13 protein-coding genes, 9 tRNA genes and 2 pseudogenes are annotated in these 19,132 nt (G+C 40.9%); 20 read left to right on the top strand and 4 right to left on the bottom strand.

Going from position 1 to position 19,132, the window contains the following annotated elements; translation table 11 throughout:
• The first annotated feature begins 79 nt into the window (after positions 1-79).
• From ONT18_RS04885 to ONT18_RS04850, 8 genes are all read left to right on the top strand, one after another.
• Positions 80-754, top strand: coding sequence for a hypothetical protein (locus ONT18_RS04885; protein ID WP_264904396.1), 675 nt, complete (start codon positions 80-82; stop codon positions 752-754).
• A 345-nt stretch (positions 755-1,099) separates the two neighbouring features.
• A tRNA-Ser gene (locus ONT18_RS04880) sits at positions 1,100-1,184 on the top strand.
• 6 nt (positions 1,185-1,190) lie between these two features.
• A tRNA-Arg gene (locus tag ONT18_RS04875) sits at positions 1,191-1,265 on the top strand.
• Between the two features lie 7 nt (positions 1,266-1,272).
• Positions 1,273-1,358, top strand: a tRNA-Ser gene (locus tag ONT18_RS04870).
• Between the two features lie 6 nt (positions 1,359-1,364).
• Positions 1,365-1,435: transfer RNA gene (locus ONT18_RS04865), tRNA-Gln, on the top strand.
• A 9-nt stretch (positions 1,436-1,444) separates the two neighbouring features.
• Positions 1,445-1,517 (top strand) — tRNA-Phe (locus tag ONT18_RS04860).
• A 9-nt stretch (positions 1,518-1,526) separates the two neighbouring features.
• Positions 1,527-1,608: transfer RNA gene (locus tag ONT18_RS04855), tRNA-Tyr, on the top strand.
• 7 nt (positions 1,609-1,615) lie between these two features.
• Positions 1,616-1,686 (top strand) — tRNA-Gln (locus ONT18_RS04850).
• 39 nt (positions 1,687-1,725) lie between these two features.
• On the opposite strand, the gene ONT18_RS04845 is transcribed toward ONT18_RS04850, so the two are convergent.
• Positions 1,726-2,889 (bottom strand): IS4 family transposase, encoded by a 1,164-nt coding sequence (locus ONT18_RS04845; RefSeq protein ID WP_118192664.1) that lies wholly within the window; start codon positions 2,887-2,889, stop codon positions 1,726-1,728.
• A gap of 153 nt (positions 2,890-3,042) precedes the next feature.
• On the opposite strand from ONT18_RS04845, the gene tet(Q) reads away from it, so the two are divergent.
• Positions 3,043-4,968, top strand: a complete 1,926-nt coding sequence (gene tet(Q) / locus ONT18_RS04840) for a tetracycline resistance ribosomal protection protein Tet(Q) (protein WP_004291466.1) — start codon at positions 3,043-3,045, stop codon at positions 4,966-4,968.
• A gap of 78 nt (positions 4,969-5,046) precedes the next feature.
• Here the strand turns inward: tet(Q) and ONT18_RS04835 are convergent, their stop codons facing one another.
• Positions 5,047-6,210: an IS4 family transposase gene (locus ONT18_RS04835; RefSeq protein WP_118192664.1), complete on the bottom strand. Its 1,164-nt coding sequence runs from the start codon at positions 6,208-6,210 to the stop codon at positions 5,047-5,049.
• Positions 6,211-6,432: 222 nt separating this feature from the next.
• On the opposite strand from ONT18_RS04835, the gene ONT18_RS04830 reads away from it, so the two are divergent.
• Both ONT18_RS04830 and ONT18_RS04825 read left to right on the top strand, forming a co-directional pair.
• A tRNA-His gene (locus ONT18_RS04830) sits at positions 6,433-6,505 on the top strand.
• Between the two features lie 5 nt (positions 6,506-6,510).
• Positions 6,511-6,585: transfer RNA gene (locus ONT18_RS04825), tRNA-Thr, on the top strand.
• Positions 6,586-6,826: 241 nt separating this feature from the next.
• Here ONT18_RS04825 and ONT18_RS04820 read toward each other — a convergent pair.
• Positions 6,827-7,106, bottom strand: a pseudogene (locus ONT18_RS04820) (hypothetical protein); the annotation flags it as partial.
• A gap of 2,810 nt (positions 7,107-9,916) precedes the next feature.
• Positions 9,917-11,080: an IS4 family transposase gene (locus tag ONT18_RS04815; protein WP_118192664.1), complete on the bottom strand. Its 1,164-nt coding sequence runs from the start codon at positions 11,078-11,080 to the stop codon at positions 9,917-9,919.
• Between the two features lie 945 nt (positions 11,081-12,025).
• Here ONT18_RS04815 and ONT18_RS04810 point away from each other — a divergent pair.
• The 9 genes and pseudogenes from ONT18_RS04810 (at position 12,026) to ONT18_RS04770 (ending at position 18,882) form a co-directional block, all read left to right on the top strand.
• A complete protein-coding gene (locus tag ONT18_RS04810) occupies positions 12,026-12,403 on the top strand; it encodes a DUF2958 domain-containing protein (RefSeq protein ID WP_264904376.1) in 378 nt (125 codons plus the stop codon).
• 64 nt (positions 12,404-12,467) lie between these two features.
• A complete protein-coding gene (locus tag ONT18_RS04805) occupies positions 12,468-13,049 on the top strand; it encodes a ribonucleotide-diphosphate reductase subunit alpha (RefSeq protein ID WP_119229690.1) in 582 nt (193 codons plus the stop codon).
• Entirely contained in the window at positions 13,046-13,543 is a 498-nt protein-coding gene (locus ONT18_RS04800) for a DUF1273 domain-containing protein (RefSeq protein ID WP_264904375.1), read from the top strand. The genes ONT18_RS04805 and ONT18_RS04800 overlap by 4 nt, the downstream gene beginning before the upstream one ends.
• 336 nt (positions 13,544-13,879) lie before the next feature.
• Entirely contained in the window at positions 13,880-15,184 is a 1,305-nt protein-coding gene (locus ONT18_RS04795) for an alpha/beta hydrolase (RefSeq protein ID WP_264904374.1), read from the top strand.
• Between the two features lie 27 nt (positions 15,185-15,211).
• On the top strand, positions 15,212-16,291 hold the full coding sequence (locus ONT18_RS04790; RefSeq protein ID WP_264904373.1) for an FMN-binding protein: 1,080 nt from the start codon (positions 15,212-15,214) through the stop codon (positions 16,289-16,291).
• Positions 16,292-16,301: 10 nt separating this feature from the next.
• The gene (locus tag ONT18_RS04785; protein ID WP_264904372.1) at positions 16,302-16,937 is read left to right on the top strand and encodes a nitroreductase family protein; all 636 of its coding nucleotides are present in this window, start codon (positions 16,302-16,304) and stop codon (positions 16,935-16,937) included.
• 9 nt (positions 16,938-16,946) lie between these two features.
• Positions 16,947-17,564: a flavin reductase family protein gene (locus ONT18_RS04780; RefSeq protein ID WP_264904371.1), complete on the top strand. Its 618-nt coding sequence runs from the start codon at positions 16,947-16,949 to the stop codon at positions 17,562-17,564.
• A 181-nt stretch (positions 17,565-17,745) separates the two neighbouring features.
• Positions 17,746-18,339, top strand: a pseudogene (locus tag ONT18_RS04775) (YczE/YyaS/YitT family protein); the annotation flags it as partial.
• Positions 18,334-18,882, top strand: coding sequence for a cytidylate kinase family protein (locus tag ONT18_RS04770; protein ID WP_264906796.1), 549 nt, complete (start codon positions 18,334-18,336; stop codon positions 18,880-18,882). The pseudogene ONT18_RS04775 and the gene ONT18_RS04770, both read left to right, overlap by 6 nt.
• The last annotated feature ends 250 nt before the right edge of the window (positions 18,883-19,132 follow it).

Raw genomic sequence — 19,132 nt, 5'->3', positions numbered from 1 at the left:
TTGATTTATGTTTAACAGGTCCTGCTTTTAACTGGACACTTATGAAGTAAAATAGTTAATAATCAAACAATATAATGTTATGGGAATAGACATAGTTCCGTTGGCATACAAGCATAAATTGGACATATCTTCGCCAAAAGCTTTTGCCAAAGATATAAGCAAGCGATTTTCTGCTAATATCATTATGAAAAAGGAAGATGAAGATTACAATATCATAGAGATGTTTAGATTGCATCACGAAAATGCCCAACATGATATTTCAATTATAATGAAAGTAATTACTGATGAATATAAGAGGTTATATGAAGTTAGTATTGATAATAAACAAGATACTTCCTTTGACGTATACCCCTATCATGTTGATCTGCATCTTACAGAATCACCCTTTAGATGGCATGGTTTTGAGACTTGTATTTGGAATAAAGATACCCCAGATTATCTTGAAATCTTGATAAAATACAGAAACTATATAAAAAAAATCAGCAATATTTTGGGATGTACAAAGTGTTTATATATTCCAGACCAAGGATATACTGAATTTCTTTGGGATGAATCTCAAAAGGGTCTTGATTATGACGAATTGATAGAGTACATACGCAAAAGAAAGTACTTGAAGAAATGTAAAGATAAAGAACGTCCGAAAAAAACTTTAGTTTTAAATCTTCCGGATTTTTTATCTAAGCCTAAAGATTATGAAGGATTACCAGACGTTTACCTTGATGTAGTAATGGATGATTTTCATGATTTGAAATAAGTTACTACTTAACACTACGTCCTTGAATTATAGATAGATATACAGAATACTTCTTACGGAGAATATATATCAAAGGATTTGATAGTCTTATCTTTCCGGGGTTACTTGATTTATGTTTAACTTGTCCCAATTTTAACAGGACACTAAAGATAAGATACGTGAACAACGTAAAGACTGCGTAAGAAATTGTTTAAAACATAAAAATCCGAACAGAACACCCCGTTTTCTTCTGTTCGGATTCATTTTTTCTGGAAAAATCACTCAAAAAACAACTTTTTTGAAACTTTTTTCTTGCTACGAAAAAAGACTTCACTCTCCCTTACTACCTTTGCATCGTCAAAACAAGGAAGTATGGGTGAGCGGCTTAAACCAGCACACTGCTAACGTGCCGAACCGAAAGGTTCCGAAGGTTCGAATCCTTCTGCTTCCGCACATTGGCTCGTTAGCTCAGTTGGATCAGAGCACGACGCTACGAACGTCGGTGTCGGGAGTTCGAGTCTCTCACGAGTCACAATATTGGAGGTTTGGCAGAGTTGGTCTATTGCACCGGTCTTGAAAACCGGCAGGCGGCAACGTCTCAAAGGTTCGAATCCTTTAGCCTCCGCAAACTTGCCCTATCGCATAACGGTAGTGCGGCAGATTCTGGATCTGCAAGTGGTGGTTCGATTCCATCTGGGGCAACATCAGTAAGGAGCTTTGGCAGACTTGGTGTATGCGCGGGACTGAAAATCCCGAAAACGTGGTTCGACTCCACGAGGCTCCACTTGAAAATTCGGGAGTGCTCCAGTGGCAACGAGGGCGGACTGTAAATTCGCTGTCTGATGACTTCGTAGGTTCGAGTCCTACCTCCCGAACTCAACTTGCCCTATGGTATAATGGTAGCACAACGGGTTTTGGTCCTGTTAGCGAAGGTTCGATTCCTTCTGGGGCGACAACATTAGTGTCCCGTTAAAATCGGGACCAGTTAAATATTAATCAAATAACCCCGGAAAGAGGGGACAATCGAGTTCTTTGAAATTATTGAAATCAGTCCTTTCGAAGAGATCTACGAGTGGTGTCTTATCCATAAGAGAAATGCTTAGAATCTGAAGAACCTCATAAGTTGATCGCTTAAGTTGCAAATCATGTTGTACGATAGCAACAAGGCAATAGGCTATGATTGCCGATGAGATTTGGATTCTCACAGCATTCTCTGTAGTACCCCAAAACTTCTTGATCTTGAGGTGCTGCTTTAGCCATTTGAAGAACAGCTCTATCTGCCATCTGTTCTTGTAAAGGTTGGCGATTTCAGGAGCTGTTAGATGAAAAGCATTTGTCAGGAAGGCAAACTCCCTACCTTGTTCTTCATCATAGAAATTGACGAGTCTGAGTTTCTCTGGATACTTCCGGTATGAATTGTATTCAGTGAATTCAATCACAGCATCTGTCAATATATTCTTTGGCAACCTGCGCCTCCATTTACAGCATTTGTATTGCAGATTCTTCTTGGCTCGCACAACAAAGAACGATTCATGCTGATGTATTTTGAAAAGCTCCTTGAATGCATTGTATCCACGGTCGAAAACATAGTAAGAACCTGATTCATAAGGAATTTCCTTCATAGCCTTTGAGTCGTAAACTGATGCTGTAGAGATATGGAAGAAAGCTGGAACCTGAGATTCGAGGTCATATAGCACATGTGCTTTTATTCCTCCCTTCTTCTTACGGAACTTTGCCCACCAGAAGACCGACAAACACAATGGAATGGTCGTTGAGTCGAAAGCATATACATTGCCTTTCAACTTGAAGATATCCGTTACTCGTTTCTTCCTGGCTTGCTCCATCATATAGAAAGCAAAGTCTTCAAAGATACGGTAGTCACGATTCTGATTGGCAGAAGCAAATGTCGTTTTCGCAATAGGCTTACGCCCTAATCCAAGATGGTATTGCTTTGCTCTATGTGCTTCAAAAGCAACAATCAAATCTCGCAAACTCTCTCGATTACTCAGTTGACCAAACATCATAGCAAGCAACTGATTCCAACATGTGAAATGCTTCACATAGCGGTTTCCATCATACTTGCGAACATAGTTGTTAAACTGAGTTCTGTTCAAAAAAGCGGTGAGCTGGGCAAAAACGTATTTGTCTTGGAACATAGCAGTCATTTTAATTTGACTGCAAAGTTACGAAATCAAGTCCGTTTCATTCCCAAACACCACCTAATAGACTGTATTTCAATTAATTCAAAGAGCGATTAGTCCACTTTAACGGGACAGTAGTGCAAATGAATATTATAAATTGTAGTGCAAATGAATATTATAAATTTAGGAATTCTTGCTCACATTGATGCAGGAAAAACTTCCGTAACCGAGAATCTGCTGTTTGCCAGTGGAGCAACGGAAAAGTGCGGCCGTGTGGATAATGGTGACACCATAACGGACTCTATGGATATAGAGAAACGTAGAGGAATTACTGTCCGGGCTTCTACGACATCTATTATCTGGAATGGAGTGAAATGCAATATCATTGACACTCCGGGACACATGGATTTTATTGCGGAAGTGGAGCGGACATTCAAAATGCTTGATGGAGCAGTCCTCATCTTATCCGCAAAGGAAGGCATACAAGCGCAGACAAAGTTGCTGTTCAGTACTTTACAAAAGCTGCAAATCCCGACAATTATATTTATCAATAAGATTGACCGTGCCGGTGTGAATTTGGAGCGTTTGTATATGGATATAAAAACAAATCTGTCGCAAGATGTCCTGTTTATGCAAACTGTTGTCGATGGATCGGTTTATCCGGTTTGCTCCCAAACATATATAAAGGAAGAATACAAAGAATTTGTATGCAACCATGACGACGATATATTAGAACGATATTTGGCGGATAGCGAAATTTCACCGGCTGATTATTGGAATACGATAATCGCTCTTGTGGCAAAAGCCAAAGTCTATCCGGTGCTACATGGATCAGCAATGTTCAATATCGGTATCAATGAGTTGTTGGACGCCATTTCTTCTTTTATACTTCCTCCGGCATCAGTCTCAAACAGACTTTCAGCTTATCTCTATAAGATAGAGCATGACCCCAAAGGGCATAAAAGAAGTTTTCTTAAAATAATTGACGGAAGTCTGAGACTTCGAGACGTTGTAAGAATCAACGATTCGGAAAAATTCATCAAGATTAAAAATCTAAAGACTATTTATCAGGGCAGAGAGATAAATGTTGATGAAGTGGGTGCCAATGATATCGCGATTGTAGAAGATATAGAAGATTTTCGAATCGGAGATTATTTAGGTGCTAAACCTTGTTTGATTCAAGGATTATCTCATCAGCATCCCGCTCTCAAATCCTCCGTCCGGCCAAATAAGCCCGAAGAGAGAAGCAAGGTGATATCCGCTCTGAATACATTGTGGATTGAAGACCCGTCTTTGTCCTTTTCCATAAACTCATATAGTGATGAATTGGAAATCTCGTTATATGGTTTGACCCAAAAGGAAATCATACAGACATTGCTGGAAGAACGATTTTCCGTAAAGGTCCATTTTGATGAGATCAAGACTATCTACAAAGAACGACCTATAAAAAAGGTCAATAAGATTATTCAGATCGAAGTACCACCCAACCCTTACTGGGCCACAATAGGGCTGACTCTTGAACCCTTACCGTTAGGGGCAGGGTTGCAAATCGAAAGTGACATCTCCTATGGTTATCTGAACCATTCTTTTCAAAATGCCGTTTTTGAAGGGATTCGTATGTCTTGCCAATCTGGTTTACATGGATGGGAAGTGACAGATCTGAAAGTAACTTTTACTCAAGCCGAGTATTATAGCCCGGTAAGTACACCTGCTGATTTCAGACAGCTGACCCCTTATGTCTTCAGGCTGGCTTTGCAACAGTCAGGTGTGGACATTCTCGAACCGATGCTCTGTTTTGAGTTGCAGATACCCCAAGTAGCGAGTTCCAAAGCTATTACAGATTTGCAAAAACTGATGTCTGAGATTGAAGACATCAGTTGTAATAATGAGTGGTGTCATATTAAAGGGAAAGTTCCATTAAATACAAGTAAAGACTATGCCTCAGAAGTAAGTTCGTACACTAAGGGCTTAGGCATTTTTATGGTTAAGCCATGTGGGTATCAAATAACAAAAGACGGTTATTCTGATAATATCCGCATGAACGAAAAAGATAAACTTTTATTCATGTTCCAAAAATCAATGTCATTAAAATAATGGAGCGGTCAGGAAATTTCTATAAGGCAATACGGTTGGGATCATTAGTGTCCCGTTAAAATCGGGACCAGTTAAATATTAATCAAATAACCCCGGAAAGAGGGGACAATCGAGTTCTTTGAAATTATTGAAATCAGTCCTTTCGAAGAGATCTACGAGTGGTGTCTTATCCATAAGAGAAATGCTTAGAATCTGAAGAACCTCATAAGTTGATCGCTTAAGTTGCAAATCATGTTGTACGATAGCAACAAGGCAATAGGCTATGATTGCCGATGAGATTTGGATTCTCACAGCATTCTCTGTAGTACCCCAAAACTTCTTGATCTTGAGGTGCTGCTTTAGCCATTTGAAGAACAGCTCTATCTGCCATCTGTTCTTGTAAAGGTTGGCGATTTCAGGAGCTGTTAGATGAAAAGCATTTGTCAGGAAGGCAAACTCCCTACCTTGTTCTTCATCATAGAAATTGACGAGTCTGAGTTTCTCTGGATACTTCCGGTATGAATTGTATTCAGTGAATTCAATCACAGCATCTGTCAATATATTCTTTGGCAACCTGCGCCTCCATTTACAGCATTTGTATTGCAGATTCTTCTTGGCTCGCACAACAAAGAACGATTCATGCTGATGTATTTTGAAAAGCTCCTTGAATGCATTGTATCCACGGTCGAAAACATAGTAAGAACCTGATTCATAAGGAATTTCCTTCATAGCCTTTGAGTCGTAAACTGATGCTGTAGAGATATGGAAGAAAGCTGGAACCTGAGATTCGAGGTCATATAGCACATGTGCTTTTATTCCTCCCTTCTTCTTACGGAACTTTGCCCACCAGAAGACCGACAAACACAATGGAATGGTCGTTGAGTCGAAAGCATATACATTGCCTTTCAACTTGAAGATATCCGTTACTCGTTTCTTCCTGGCTTGCTCCATCATATAGAAAGCAAAGTCTTCAAAGATACGGTAGTCACGATTCTGATTGGCAGAAGCAAATGTCGTTTTCGCAATAGGCTTACGCCCTAATCCAAGATGGTATTGCTTTGCTCTATGTGCTTCAAAAGCAACAATCAAATCTCGCAAACTCTCTCGATTACTCAGTTGACCAAACATCATAGCAAGCAACTGATTCCAACATGTGAAATGCTTCACATAGCGGTTTCCATCATACTTGCGAACATAGTTGTTAAACTGAGTTCTGTTCAAAAAAGCGGTGAGCTGGGCAAAAACGTATTTGTCTTGGAACATAGCAGTCATTTTAATTTGACTGCAAAGTTACGAAATCAAGTCCGTTTCATTCCCAAACACCACCTAATAGACTGTATTTCAATTAATTCAAAGAGCGATTAGTCCACTTTAACGGGACAGTAGTGGGGCGACAAGTTAAAAAAACAACTCCATGGTGTAATTGGTAGCATACCAGATTTCAGATCTGGAGGTGGTGGTTCGAATCCATCTGGAGTTTATATGGAGTTTGTAGCTCAGTTGGTAGAGTGCCAGGTTGTGGCTCTGGTGGTCATGGGTTCGATCCCCATCAAACTCCCAAATGCTTCAATAGCACAGTGGTAGTGCAGCTCCCTTGTAATGAGCAGGTCGTAGGTTCGAATCCTACTTGAAGCTCCACATAAAAAAGGCTTCTCTTCAGGCAGTTTTGCTTGAAAAGAAGCCTTTTAGCTTTCTTGTAAGACGATGTCTCGTTGATGTTCATTCATATTTTTCCTCCTTTATCCTTACACAAAGTTCAGAATAGATTTGAGTCTGTCCTGTACCTTGTTGAGCACCTGGATGGTGTCTTCGTTGTTCTTATCCTTCTTGTTTTCAAGAAGAATGATAGCCTTCTTTATCAGCTTGCAGTCCTCTATGGATAAAGGCATTTCAGTGATAGAGTAGTCTGGATCAGCGTATCTGTAGTATATTCTATCATAAACCTCGATAGGAGCATTGTAGCCCAGTTTGTCAGATCTCATAATCTGTATGTCCATCTGTACAGTTCTGGCGCATACTCCTTTGGTGATTCCCTCCATGTCGTAGAGAGCATCGCTGCATGCTTCCACGAGATCATCGAGAGTCCATCTTCTGTATCTGTTTCTTAAACAGTTGTCTATAGTTTTGTACCTTATTAAGGCATTCTTATTTGCTGGCATAGTTCTTTCATTTAAACGTAAAAAATGGTTGGATTTCATCCAACTTTTTCTCGTCATGTCAGAGCAGATGCAAGCAGTTGACTAAAAGAAAAAGTTGGATTCTCCCGGCAAGGAAACTCCAACTCTTTCGTATTATCTTTGTTCTCTGTGGGGCACGCTGCTACGATGCCCGATAGAAATAACTATGCGAATAATGATGTGGGAATCCTATACCGGCTGTATCTGATGTACTTGATGTATGTACATAACTATTCCGTTCAAAGCGTCGATAGCTCTGAACGAATGATTGTGATGTTATGTGCATATTTAAATTCATTTCCGTATAGGATTTTTATATTTTTACTTTTTATTTGTCTAATTCGGGTGCAAAGATACAAAAATAGTGCGAAATCTTTTTGCGTAGCAGCAAAAAAATGGTATAAACATGCGGATTTTAACCAAAATGAGCTGTTCTCATGGTGATAATCGGCTGATTTTCTCTGATAATGCTTCGCCCCACACCATGAAGGACGCTACTGGAGTTCCACCTGATAGACTATGCAGTTATGTCAGCAGAGCTTAACGTAAGTGCATAGTCCTTCAGTCGGAAGGTGCCCACGAAACGACATCCGGTTGCTTACAAACTGAGTAGGTGGGACGCAAGCGATTCCCACTTAATCAGTTTGCCACTACTGCATGTCCATTCGTCGAGAAGGGCACTGACTCACAGCATCGTCCTTCTTTTTCCCTCCCTTCCAACCTTATTATAATATCCTGGTCTTCCTCTTTTAAAATGTATTCATGTGGACGTGAATACATATATACATGGATAGGTGTGTACGTGTACACATGAATACAACTTGAAGCCCTCATACCATGATGAGTAGCAGGCCTTTATAGATTTGCATTTTTATAAACATCTTGATAATGCTTCGCCCCACGCCATGAAGGATGCTACTGGAGTTCCACCTGATAGACTTTGCATTTATGTCAGCAGAGCATGACGTAAGTGCATAGTCCCTCAGTCGGAAGGTGCCCACGAAACGACATACGGTAGCTTACAAACTGAGTAGGTGGGACGCAAGCGATTCCCACTTAATCAGTTTGCCACTACTGCATGTCCATTCGTCGAGAAGGGCACTGACTCACAGCATCGTCCTTCATTTTTCCTCCCTTCCAACCTTATTATAATATCCTGGTCTTCCTCTTTTAAAATGTATTCATGTGGACGTGAATACATATATACATGGATAGGTGTGTACGTGTACACATGAATACAACTTAAATCCTCATACCATGATGAGTAGCAGGCCTTTATAGATTTGCATTTTTATAAACAAGATGATAATGCTTCGCCCCACGCCATGAAGGAAGCTACTGGAGTTCCACCTGATAGACTTTGCATTTATGTCAGCAGAGCATGACGTAAGTGCAAAGTCCCTCAGTCGGAAGATGCCCACGAAACGACATCCGGTTGCTTACAAACTGAGTAGGTGGGACGCAAGCGATTCCCACTTAATCAGTTTGCCACTACTGTATGTCCATTCGTCGAGAAGGGCACTGGCTCACAGCATCAACCTTCATTTTCCCTCCCTTCCACCTTATTATAATATAATGCTTTTCCTTTTTATAGGCATTATAGTCTTCCTCTTTTAAAATGTATTCATGTGGACGTGAATACATATATACATGGATAGGTGTGTACGTGTACACATGAATACAACTTGAAGCCCTCATACCATGATGAGTAGCAGGTCTTTATAGATTTGCATTTTTATAAACAAGATGATAATGCTTCGCCCCACACCATGAAGGATGCTACTGGAGTTCCACCTGATAGACTTTGCATTTATGTCAGCAGAGCATGACGTAAGTGCAAAGCCCCTCAGTCGGAAGGTGCCCACGAAACGACATGCGGTTGCTTATAAACTGAGTAGGTGGGACGCAAGCGATTCCCACTTAATCAGTTTGACACTACTGCATGTCCATTCGTCGAGAAGGGCACTGGCTCACAGCATCAACCTTCATTTTCCCTCCCTTCCAACCTTATTATAATATCCTGGCCTTCCTCTTTTAAAATGTATTCATGTGGACGTGAATACATATATACATGGATAGGTGTGTACGTGTACACATGAATACAACTTGAAGCCCTCATTCCATGATGAGTAGCAGGCCTTTATAGATTTGCATTTTTATAAACGAGATGATAATGCTTCGCCCCATACCATGAAGGATGCTACTGGAGTTCCACCTGATAGACTTTGCAGTTATGTCAGCAGAGCATGACGTAAGTGCAAAGCCCCTCAGTCGGAAGGTGCCCACGAATGGACATGCGGTAGCTTACAAACTAAGTAGGTGGGACACAAGCGATTCCCACTTAATCAGTTTGACACTACTGCATGTCCATTCGTCGAGGAGGGCACTGGCTCACAGCATCAACCTTCATTTTCCCTCCCTTCCACCTTATTATAATATAATGGTATTCCTCTTTTATTGGCATTCTGTCTTTACTTTATTATATAGCATCCTATTATAATAGAAAGTTCTATAGAAGGAGTTTCAAAAAAGGTAAGCATGCCTCCTTTCATAGGATGTTCTGCTTATGACAATCTGCGTTCTCCTGCTTTTTTTGCCTTGATGAATATTTTTCCCTATTTCTTTTTGTTATATCATTTGTTTTTATTAATTTTGCAATTACAAAGGGTAGTCGGTAGCGAAGATGTCAGCAGCCCGACTTGTGTCTTAGGAGCACAGTATGGTGGCATCGCCTTATGCTCCTTGCTTTTTATTATCATTAGTGTCCCGTTAAAATCGGGACCAGTTAAATATTAATCAAATAACCCCGGAAAGAGGGGACAATCGAGTTCTTTGAAATTATTGAAATCAGTCCTTTCGAAGAGATCTACGAGTGGTGTCTTATCCATAAGAGAAATGCTTAGAATCTGAAGAACCTCATAAGTTGATCGCTTAAGTTGCAAATCATGTTGTACGATAGCAACAAGGCAATAGGCTATGATTGCCGATGAGATTTGGATTCTCACAGCATTCTCTGTAGTACCCCAAAACTTCTTGATCTTGAGGTGCTGCTTTAGCCATTTGAAGAACAGCTCTATCTGCCATCTGTTCTTGTAAAGGTTGGCGATTTCAGGAGCTGTTAGATGAAAAGCATTTGTCAGGAAGGCAAACTCCCTACCTTGTTCTTCATCATAGAAATTGACGAGTCTGAGTTTCTCTGGATACTTCCGGTATGAATTGTATTCAGTGAATTCAATCACAGCATCTGTCAATATATTCTTTGGCAACCTGCGCCTCCATTTACAGCATTTGTATTGCAGATTCTTCTTGGCTCGCACAACAAAGAACGATTCATGCTGATGTATTTTGAAAAGCTCCTTGAATGCATTGTATCCACGGTCGAAAACATAGTAAGAACCTGATTCATAAGGAATTTCCTTCATAGCCTTTGAGTCGTAAACTGATGCTGTAGAGATATGGAAGAAAGCTGGAACCTGAGATTCGAGGTCATATAGCACATGTGCTTTTATTCCTCCCTTCTTCTTACGGAACTTTGCCCACCAGAAGACCGACAAACACAATGGAATGGTCGTTGAGTCGAAAGCATATACATTGCCTTTCAACTTGAAGATATCCGTTACTCGTTTCTTCCTGGCTTGCTCCATCATATAGAAAGCAAAGTCTTCAAAGATACGGTAGTCACGATTCTGATTGGCAGAAGCAAATGTCGTTTTCGCAATAGGCTTACGCCCTAATCCAAGATGGTATTGCTTTGCTCTATGTGCTTCAAAAGCAACAATCAAATCTCGCAAACTCTCTCGATTACTCAGTTGACCAAACATCATAGCAAGCAACTGATTCCAACATGTGAAATGCTTCACATAGCGGTTTCCATCATACTTGCGAACATAGTTGTTAAACTGAGTTCTGTTCAAAAAAGCGGTGAGCTGGGCAAAAACGTATTTGTCTTGGAACATAGCAGTCATTTTAATTTGACTGCAAAGTTACGAAATCAAGTCCGTTTCATTCCCAAACACCACCTAATAGACTGTATTTCAATTAATTCAAAGAGCGATTAGTCCACTTTAACGGGACAGTAGTGTTTTATTATTTTAAAATGATGTTTACAGACTACCTTTTGATACTTGTTTTAATATTCGATTTTACATTTTTTTGTTCCAAATTTTATGTCTTGATTAATAGATTTTATTTCGCCATCAATTTCTTTTCTATTGGAAAAAATGTCTATTATTTAAGAGTGCAATTTGTGTGTATTTATCTATAGCGTGTTTTATCGCACAACGGATAGTATTTGTAGAATAAGTACCTCTGTAGTTTTTCTCATAGTCATATTACAAAAAATATTTTAAGAGATCTATGCATTTCTGTACTAGCTTTGTTTTCATAGATTGCATATATCGTATATTTATAACCTTCGGGAGTAATGGTAACGTTAATGCCATTATTGTTTTATAGAATAAAACACCTCAAACGCCATAGTCCAGTAAGCATGAACAGTTAGCCAGGGTGTTGTTCTTTCGCAGGCCGATTTTATCGACTTACGAAGGAGCAACACGCTGGCTTTTTAAACTGTTGATACTTGCTTGGCCTATTCCCACCCGGCTTTTTTATCCCTACAGTCATTTTCTGTTATACTATTTTCTTCTTACTGAAACCAGAAGTCTTTGATTCCGTATCGTCTTTGGGATTTCGGGATTCTTTTTCTGCAAAGTTATCGCGTATCTGGCAAATAGCAAGTCGTGATTCGGTAACAATCTTCCTTTTCCATGAAACATGCAAAAGAGTATTCTTCCCATCAGACTTGCCTTATTGCCTTGTACGCACTTTGAAAAGCAGAAAAAGCTTCCCGATCCCAAGTCCGAAAGGACTTAACGAAAGGGAGAAAATAAATTTTAGAGACTATGGCAAAAGATTTCAACAACCGCCTGATTACTCCAGAATTGGAGAAGGCAATGCAGGACTATCCGCTTTATTCTCAGGATAGTAAGAAGAAGGATGCAGTTTGCATCGCAGTGTTTTTCATCGGCAATGCTCGCTGGTACATTCTTGAAGGACAGCGAGAGAATGATGATTTTGTGCTCTTTGGCATCGTTGTAGGTTTGGCTGAGACTGAGTACAGCTACATTTCTGCCAATGAAATGGCAAGTGTGGAGTTTGACGTAACCAAGTTCGGACTCGGCAAGGTCAGAGTGGAGCAGAGAAAGCCATTCCAACCATGTCAGCTTTCTGAAATCTTCGACAGAGAGTTGCAGTCTTTCCTCAGCAGACTTTACGATTGAAAACATTTTTCTCGGTGGGTAGTGGCTGATGGCTGCTACCTGCCAAGTAACAACACTTAAAGCAATGAACATGGTACAGGTTTACATCAAGGGACAGGAGGATAAGGAGTTGAACTGCTTTTTGCGCTATTATCCGGTACGAATCAAGAACATCGGTATGGATGCTTTCTTTGACCGCCAGGTTATCTATGATTTCAAGGATGGTCGAAACCATGCAGATGTGGCGAAGTGCGTGGCAAAGATGCTTGTCAAAAAGTTTGGTCGTAAGGTTCGCAGCGTTGTCTTCTCTTGCGTTCCTGCAAGCAGCCAGGAACGTAACGAGGCACGCAACAAGAACTTCTCTGAACTTGTCTGCAAGTTTTCTGGAGCAATCAACGGCTTTTCCCATGTCAAGGTTGTTGGCGAACGTACCGCAGTTCATGGCACAAAGGTCAAGAAGGAAGAGCGAGCAAAGCGCTTGAAGGAAAAGAATAATATTGAGGTGGATGCGAACTTCTTCAAAAACAAGATAGTCTGCATTTGGGACGATGTGGTCACTACCGGCACTTCATTCTGTGCCTACACTGCACAATTGGAACAAGTAGGGGCGCACGTAACAAACGGCATTTTCCTCGGCAAAACATCATATAAATATGTACAGCAATGAAAAGAAAGAATATGACAAAGTTTGCCAAGGCTGTTTCGGCAGCCTTTACAGGTCATCGCTTTTACAACTTCTCTCAGCAGGAGGTCATAAGAGAGCGATTGACCAAAGCCATCCTCGAAGCTTACGAGCATGGCATCAGTAATTTTATTTCGGGATTCGCCATCGGTATTGACTTGATGGCAGCCCAGATAGTGCAGTCGCTGAAATCTTCCTGCCCGGGAATGACGCTTACCGCAGCCATTCCTTTCAGAGGTCAGGCAGATAGGTTCAAGCCCAGCGTTAGGATGGTTTATGATGGATTGATGGCTTCAGCAGATGAGGTGATCATCCTTTCAGAATACTATTACACCCGATGTTTTCTTGACCGAGACGAGTTCATGGTTGAGAATGCATCCCTCCTCATTTCCTTCTATGATGGGAGAGAGAAGGGTGGAACCTACTACACTTTCAAGAAAGCCAACTGTTTGGGCATTCCGGTTGTAAATATATATTAAATAACTCGTTAAATATCAAGCTTATGAATGAATTTGTTGACATCATCGTTATCTACATCGTTCTCCGTGCCATCCTCGCCTTCCTGGGCGCATGGTGGCATGGAGACGGACGCAACGATTTCAGACGAGACCGATAGGAATGTAGAGATGATGAAGTATGGGAAACTCGTTAAATACCGTTAATGCAATAAACCTTATAGAGTTTTATGAGTCTAAGAAATGGTTTTGGTAGAAACCATGACTCTATTTGTGTCGAATTAACTCCATTTTAGTGTAATACTTGTTGTGTATAAAAATTAATAAGAATAATAGGAGTTTAATCCGATGAGAAAAATTATGTTGTTTATTTTGGGATTCATGTTGAACATGGTTCCAGCCCTGGCAGAAGGCGAAGGATATTCTGCCCGTTTCGTGAGTTTAGGACATCAGTCGGCTGTAGTGTATCAGCCAACTCAAAAAACAGCCAAAGCAGGTATTGGTATAGTAGTGATGCACTCTGATGAGGATTATATGGGTTTCATTCCTAATCCGGAGTTGTCTAAGCGTGGCTATACGGTTATTGCAACCGTTCCTACTCAGGGTAAGGTTATCAGCGAGAAATTACTCAATATCAAGGCGTGTGTGGAGTATCTCCGTAAGGATCCGAATATCAGAAAAGTGATTCTTCTGGGGCATTCCGGTGGAGCCACTGTCATGACTGCTTATCAGCTGGTGGCAGAAAAAGGAAAGGCTGCCTTTGAGGGAAAGCTATATAATGACTGGAACGAGAAGCTGGCTGGTTTGCCAAAGACAGATGGCGTGATGTTGCTGGATGCGAACTTTGGAAATTCGCTCATGACCCTTCTGAGTCTCGATGCGAATATCGGCAAACAGAATGAGGGAATGAATGAAACCGGACGTTTCAACCTGAAAGATCCTGCCAATGGATATGTAGTCGGAGGAAATTCTGTTTACAATGACGCTTTTGTTGCCAGTTATAATCAGGCTCAGAGAAATCGTCTGCAGACCTTAATGGCAATAGCCAACGACAGACTGTTAAAGATTGAAGCAGGAAAAGGGCACTTTGCTGACGATGAGCCATTTGTTGTGGCTGGAGCGGCACAGATGAGATTCTATAACAAACTCTTTCCGCAGGACTTGTCACTTCTGGCTCATACCAAGAAAGTATGGTCTGTTATCAAGGCTGATGGAAGTGTCAAGAAGGAAGTGGTAAAGAGTGTCAGAGCTCCCTTCGGCATCATCGGCAGTTCTGAACGTTTGACAGCCTCTCTCAATACTACCGTAAGAGGTTTTCTCAGCACATGTGCCATCACGACGGATGATGATTTCCGTGTGAATGCTGATGGATTGCAGGGCGTTCACTGGAACTCGAATATCAACAGTCCGATTGGCAATATCGAGGGTGTGACTGTGCCATCTCTGTTTATGGGAATGACTGGCAGTTATGAGTATCTGGCTGCGGAGGAGATTTACAATCATAGTGCATCTACAGACAAGACAATCGCTTTTGTGGAAGGTGCAGGACATAATTTCACGCCAGAAAGAGAAGCCGAGAAATACAACAAGACGAGTTACGGAGATACAGTTAAAAAACTCTTTGACTATGTGGATAATTGGTTGAATGAGCGCTTTAATAAGTAATATTAGTTGCTATAAGAAAGACAAAAAATGAAAAATTATTCAGGAAAACTACAACAACTGCTATGCTTGCTGACGTGTGTACTGATGGTTGTGGCTGTCAGTATTCGAAGAGACAGCAAGGTGGCAGGACAGGATGTGAAGGATCATCAGACAGCTTCGCAAAAGACTGAGCCAATGGTGGTGCTTGAAGATGGTTCTGTACGATTGAATACTACAGAACTTGGAAAAGACATTGTAGGCTATGGAGGCACTGTGCCGTTGGAGATTACCCTGCATGAGGGTAGGGTGGAGAATATCAGAGCCCTTGCCAATTCAGAGACTCCCGATTTCTTCAAGGAAGCTTCTGTGCTTCTTACCAAATGGAATGGGCAGACCGTGGAAGATGCACAGAAGATGAAGGTGGACGCCGTGTCTGGTGCAACGTTCTCATCAAAGGCAATCATCGGAAACGTGCAGCGTGGACTGCAGTATGCAGCAAAGAATCCAGTAAAGACTTCGGTATGGGCCGAGTTTGATTTTTCTGCCAAGGCTATGGCCGGACTTGTCGTTGTGCTTTTGGCTGCCATCGTGCCGCTATTCATTAAAGACAGACGCTATAGGACAGGTCAGCAAATCCTGAATGTCGTAGTGCTTGGTTTCTGGTGTGGCTCGTTTCTTAACTACACGTCAATCATCAGCTACATGTCGAACGGCATGAACATAGTGGCGTTGATAGTGCCGGTAATTATGCTTATCACCGCATTCGTATACCCACTCTTTGGCAAGAAATCATACTATTGTACGCAGGTGTGTCCCTTTGGTTCTTTGCAGGAGCTTGCAGGAAAATGCGTAGGATATAAAGTCAGGATAAAACCAGCCACAGCCAAGCGACTTGATAAGTTTCGCCAGATACTTTGGGCAATGCTCATGTTGTGTTTGTGGACGGGTGTATGGTTCGACTGGATTGATTACGAACCCTTCTCTGCCTTTGTGTTCCAATCTGCATCATGGGTGGTTATTGCCCTTGCTATTGTCTTCGTAGCACTCTCAACGGTAGTTATGCGACCTTACTGCCGCTTCGTCTGTCCAACAGGTTCGCTCTTAAAATACTGTCAATTTTCAAAATAAAATAAAAGATATGAAGATTTCAATGATTCTCAATGTAGTACTCGCTATTGCATTAGTGTTCCTCTGTTATAAACTTGCACCGGCAGGAGATGGAAAAGTGATGGAACAGGATAGTTCGGAAGTAGTAATCAACAATATTCTCAATCGCACATCTGTCCGTTCCTATGAGGACAGAGCTGTTGAAAGCGAGAAGGTGGAAAAGCTGCTTCGGGCAGGAATGGCAGCTCCAACTGCAGCAAACAAACAACCTTGGCACTTTATTGTTGTTACGGACAAGAACCAGTTGCAGAAACTTTCCGAGGCTAATCCAAATGCCGGAATGGCTGCCAAGGCTCCGCTGGCTATCGTAGTCTGCGGCGATATGGACAAGGCTCTTGAAGGTGATGCACGTGAGTTTTGGATTCAGGATTGCTCAGCAGCCACAGAAAACATTCTTCTGGCAGCCACGGGAATGGGACTTGGTGCCGTATGGACTGGCACTTATCCCTCAAAAGAGCGTTGTGCAGCTGTGGCTGAGTCACTCAAACTGCCAGAGTCGTTAATTCCGTTAAATACCATCGTGATTGGATATCCAGACACAAAGCCAACTCCGAAGGATAAATGGAAGAAGGAAAATATTTCGTACAACGTATATGGAGGGGAGTAAAATAATAATATGAAGAAAATATTTATAGCCATGTTCATGGCTTTCTGCTCGCTGGGAATCTCTGCCCAGACAGAGAATGGTTTCAAGGAGATTGAAGTACAGGACAGTTTTTATGTTAATCCATTCACGTTCTTTCAGAATGGACTGATTTTAGCTGCAGGAGACCAGGAAAGCTATAATGCGATGACCATCGGGTGGGGAAGCATGGGAACTATCTGGGGCAGAAGCTTGCCTTTGATGACAGTTTATGTAGCTCAGAAAAGATACACGCATGAATTTATGGAGAAATCGAAGTATTTCACGGTGATGCAGTTCTCCGATGCTGATGTTATTCAGTATATGGGCAAGCACAGCGGTAGAGATGGAGACAAGGCCAAGGCTCTTTCTCTGCATGTGGCTTATACTAAAAATGGTACTCCTTATTTTAAGGAGGCTGATGTCGTGATAGAATGTGAGACCATGTATAGTGCACCTTTCGAGGAGAAGCATTTTCGTAACGACGTGCCTAAGAAAATGTACGCCAACTTTCCTGCAGGCATTCATACAATGTATCTGGGTCAGATTGTTGGCGCTTGGAAAAATGCACGCAATATGGTGTCCGCACAGCAGGTACGAAGGAACAGATAGTGAGTTTCTCGAATTTTATTTGTATATTTTGCAATGTCATTCAGAATTTTGTTTGTTTTAAAAAGCGACACTAGGATAAGTGAAATTTCTGACATGACAAAATTCTGAGCAACTTTTTGTTGCTCAGGTACTTATAAAAAACATTGTAAATTATAGTGTTGCGGAAATAAGGAACATACAAATGATTAGAAACGAATTATTTAGAAGATATGCACTATTTCTGTGCTCCGTATTTGTAAATGCTTTTGGTATTTCTGTTATAACTAAAGCCATGTTGGGAACTTCTGCTATTTCCAGTGTTCCATTTGTATTAAGCCTCTTTACACCTTACACGATGGGGCAATATACAATTTACTTGAATCTTCTTTTCATTTTGCTGGAAATGACCATGATGAAAAAGAAAGAAATAGTTATGAAACGTTATGAGTTAATAAGCCAAATCCCAGTTGGTTTTTGTTTTGGCTTGTTCATAGATATTTCCATGAACTATTTGCTGGTATGGTTATCTCCCGACTACTATCTTGCACAAATAGTAGCCTTGCTTGTCGGTTGCTTTATTTTAGGATTAGGCATAAGTTTAGAAGTCAAAGCCAATGTTTCGATGGTGGCTGGGGAATATTTGGTTCAAGTCATTGCCAAATTTGTCCATAAGGAGTTTGGTTTTATCAAAGTCTGCTTCGATGTTTCATTAGTTTTGATTGCTTGTGCTTTATCTGTAACTTTCCTTTCCAATATAGAGGGAGTTCGTGAGGGTACAGTAATTGCGGCTTTGGTAGTAGGTCCTATATCGCATTTGTTATTGCCTTATTGGAGAATATTTGATAGTTGGTTGCAACCTATACAACCATATCAGGCTTCATATACTGATAATCAACCGATAATTATTACTATTGCTCGTGAATATGGAAGTGGTGGGCATTTGTTGGGGAAAATGCTTGCTGAAAGATTGAATATAAAATTCTATGATAAGGAACTGATTTCAATGGTTGCAAATGATAGTCATTTTTCTCCGAAATATATTGCTGAAAACGAGCAAAAAGTTTCATCCAATTATTTACTGAGTATAATCCCAAATTGCCAGTTATATACTCCACAACACCCTATAAACTATATCGAGCGTAGAAAAAAAATTGAAACCGCATTTCCAATTTCCATTGGAGAGGATTGCTGGTTAGGTGGGAATGTGACTATTTGCCCCGGAGTTACCATTGGGGACCGTTGTGTCATTGCCGCTGGAAGTGTTGTCACAAAATCATTTCCTGCTGATTCTTTCATCGCTGGAAACCCAGCAATAAAGAAAAAGTCTTTACCGCAATAATTTAACTTATATTATGCTTTGCCTGGATGGCAGAAATCGTAAAATGATAGTATGCAGTACCCACTTTTTGTGGGTACTTTTTATATGCTTGCTGTATAAATCATCATTTTTAGGTATTGCGAATTTGCAGAAAAAGCCGTACCTTTGCACCCGCAATTCGGATGATGCGGAATGATACGTATTCTGCTTTGCCGGAAAGCATGGAATAAAGCAACGGATAAGTGAGAAACAGTCATTGCCCATATCATTC

The organism is Segatella copri (assembly GCF_026015295.1).
GTDB classification, from domain to species: Bacteria; Bacteroidota; Bacteroidia; order Bacteroidales; family Bacteroidaceae; genus Prevotella; species Prevotella copri_C.
Note: the sequence above shows the minus strand (reverse complement) of the source record. Positions and strands in the feature narration are given on the sequence as shown.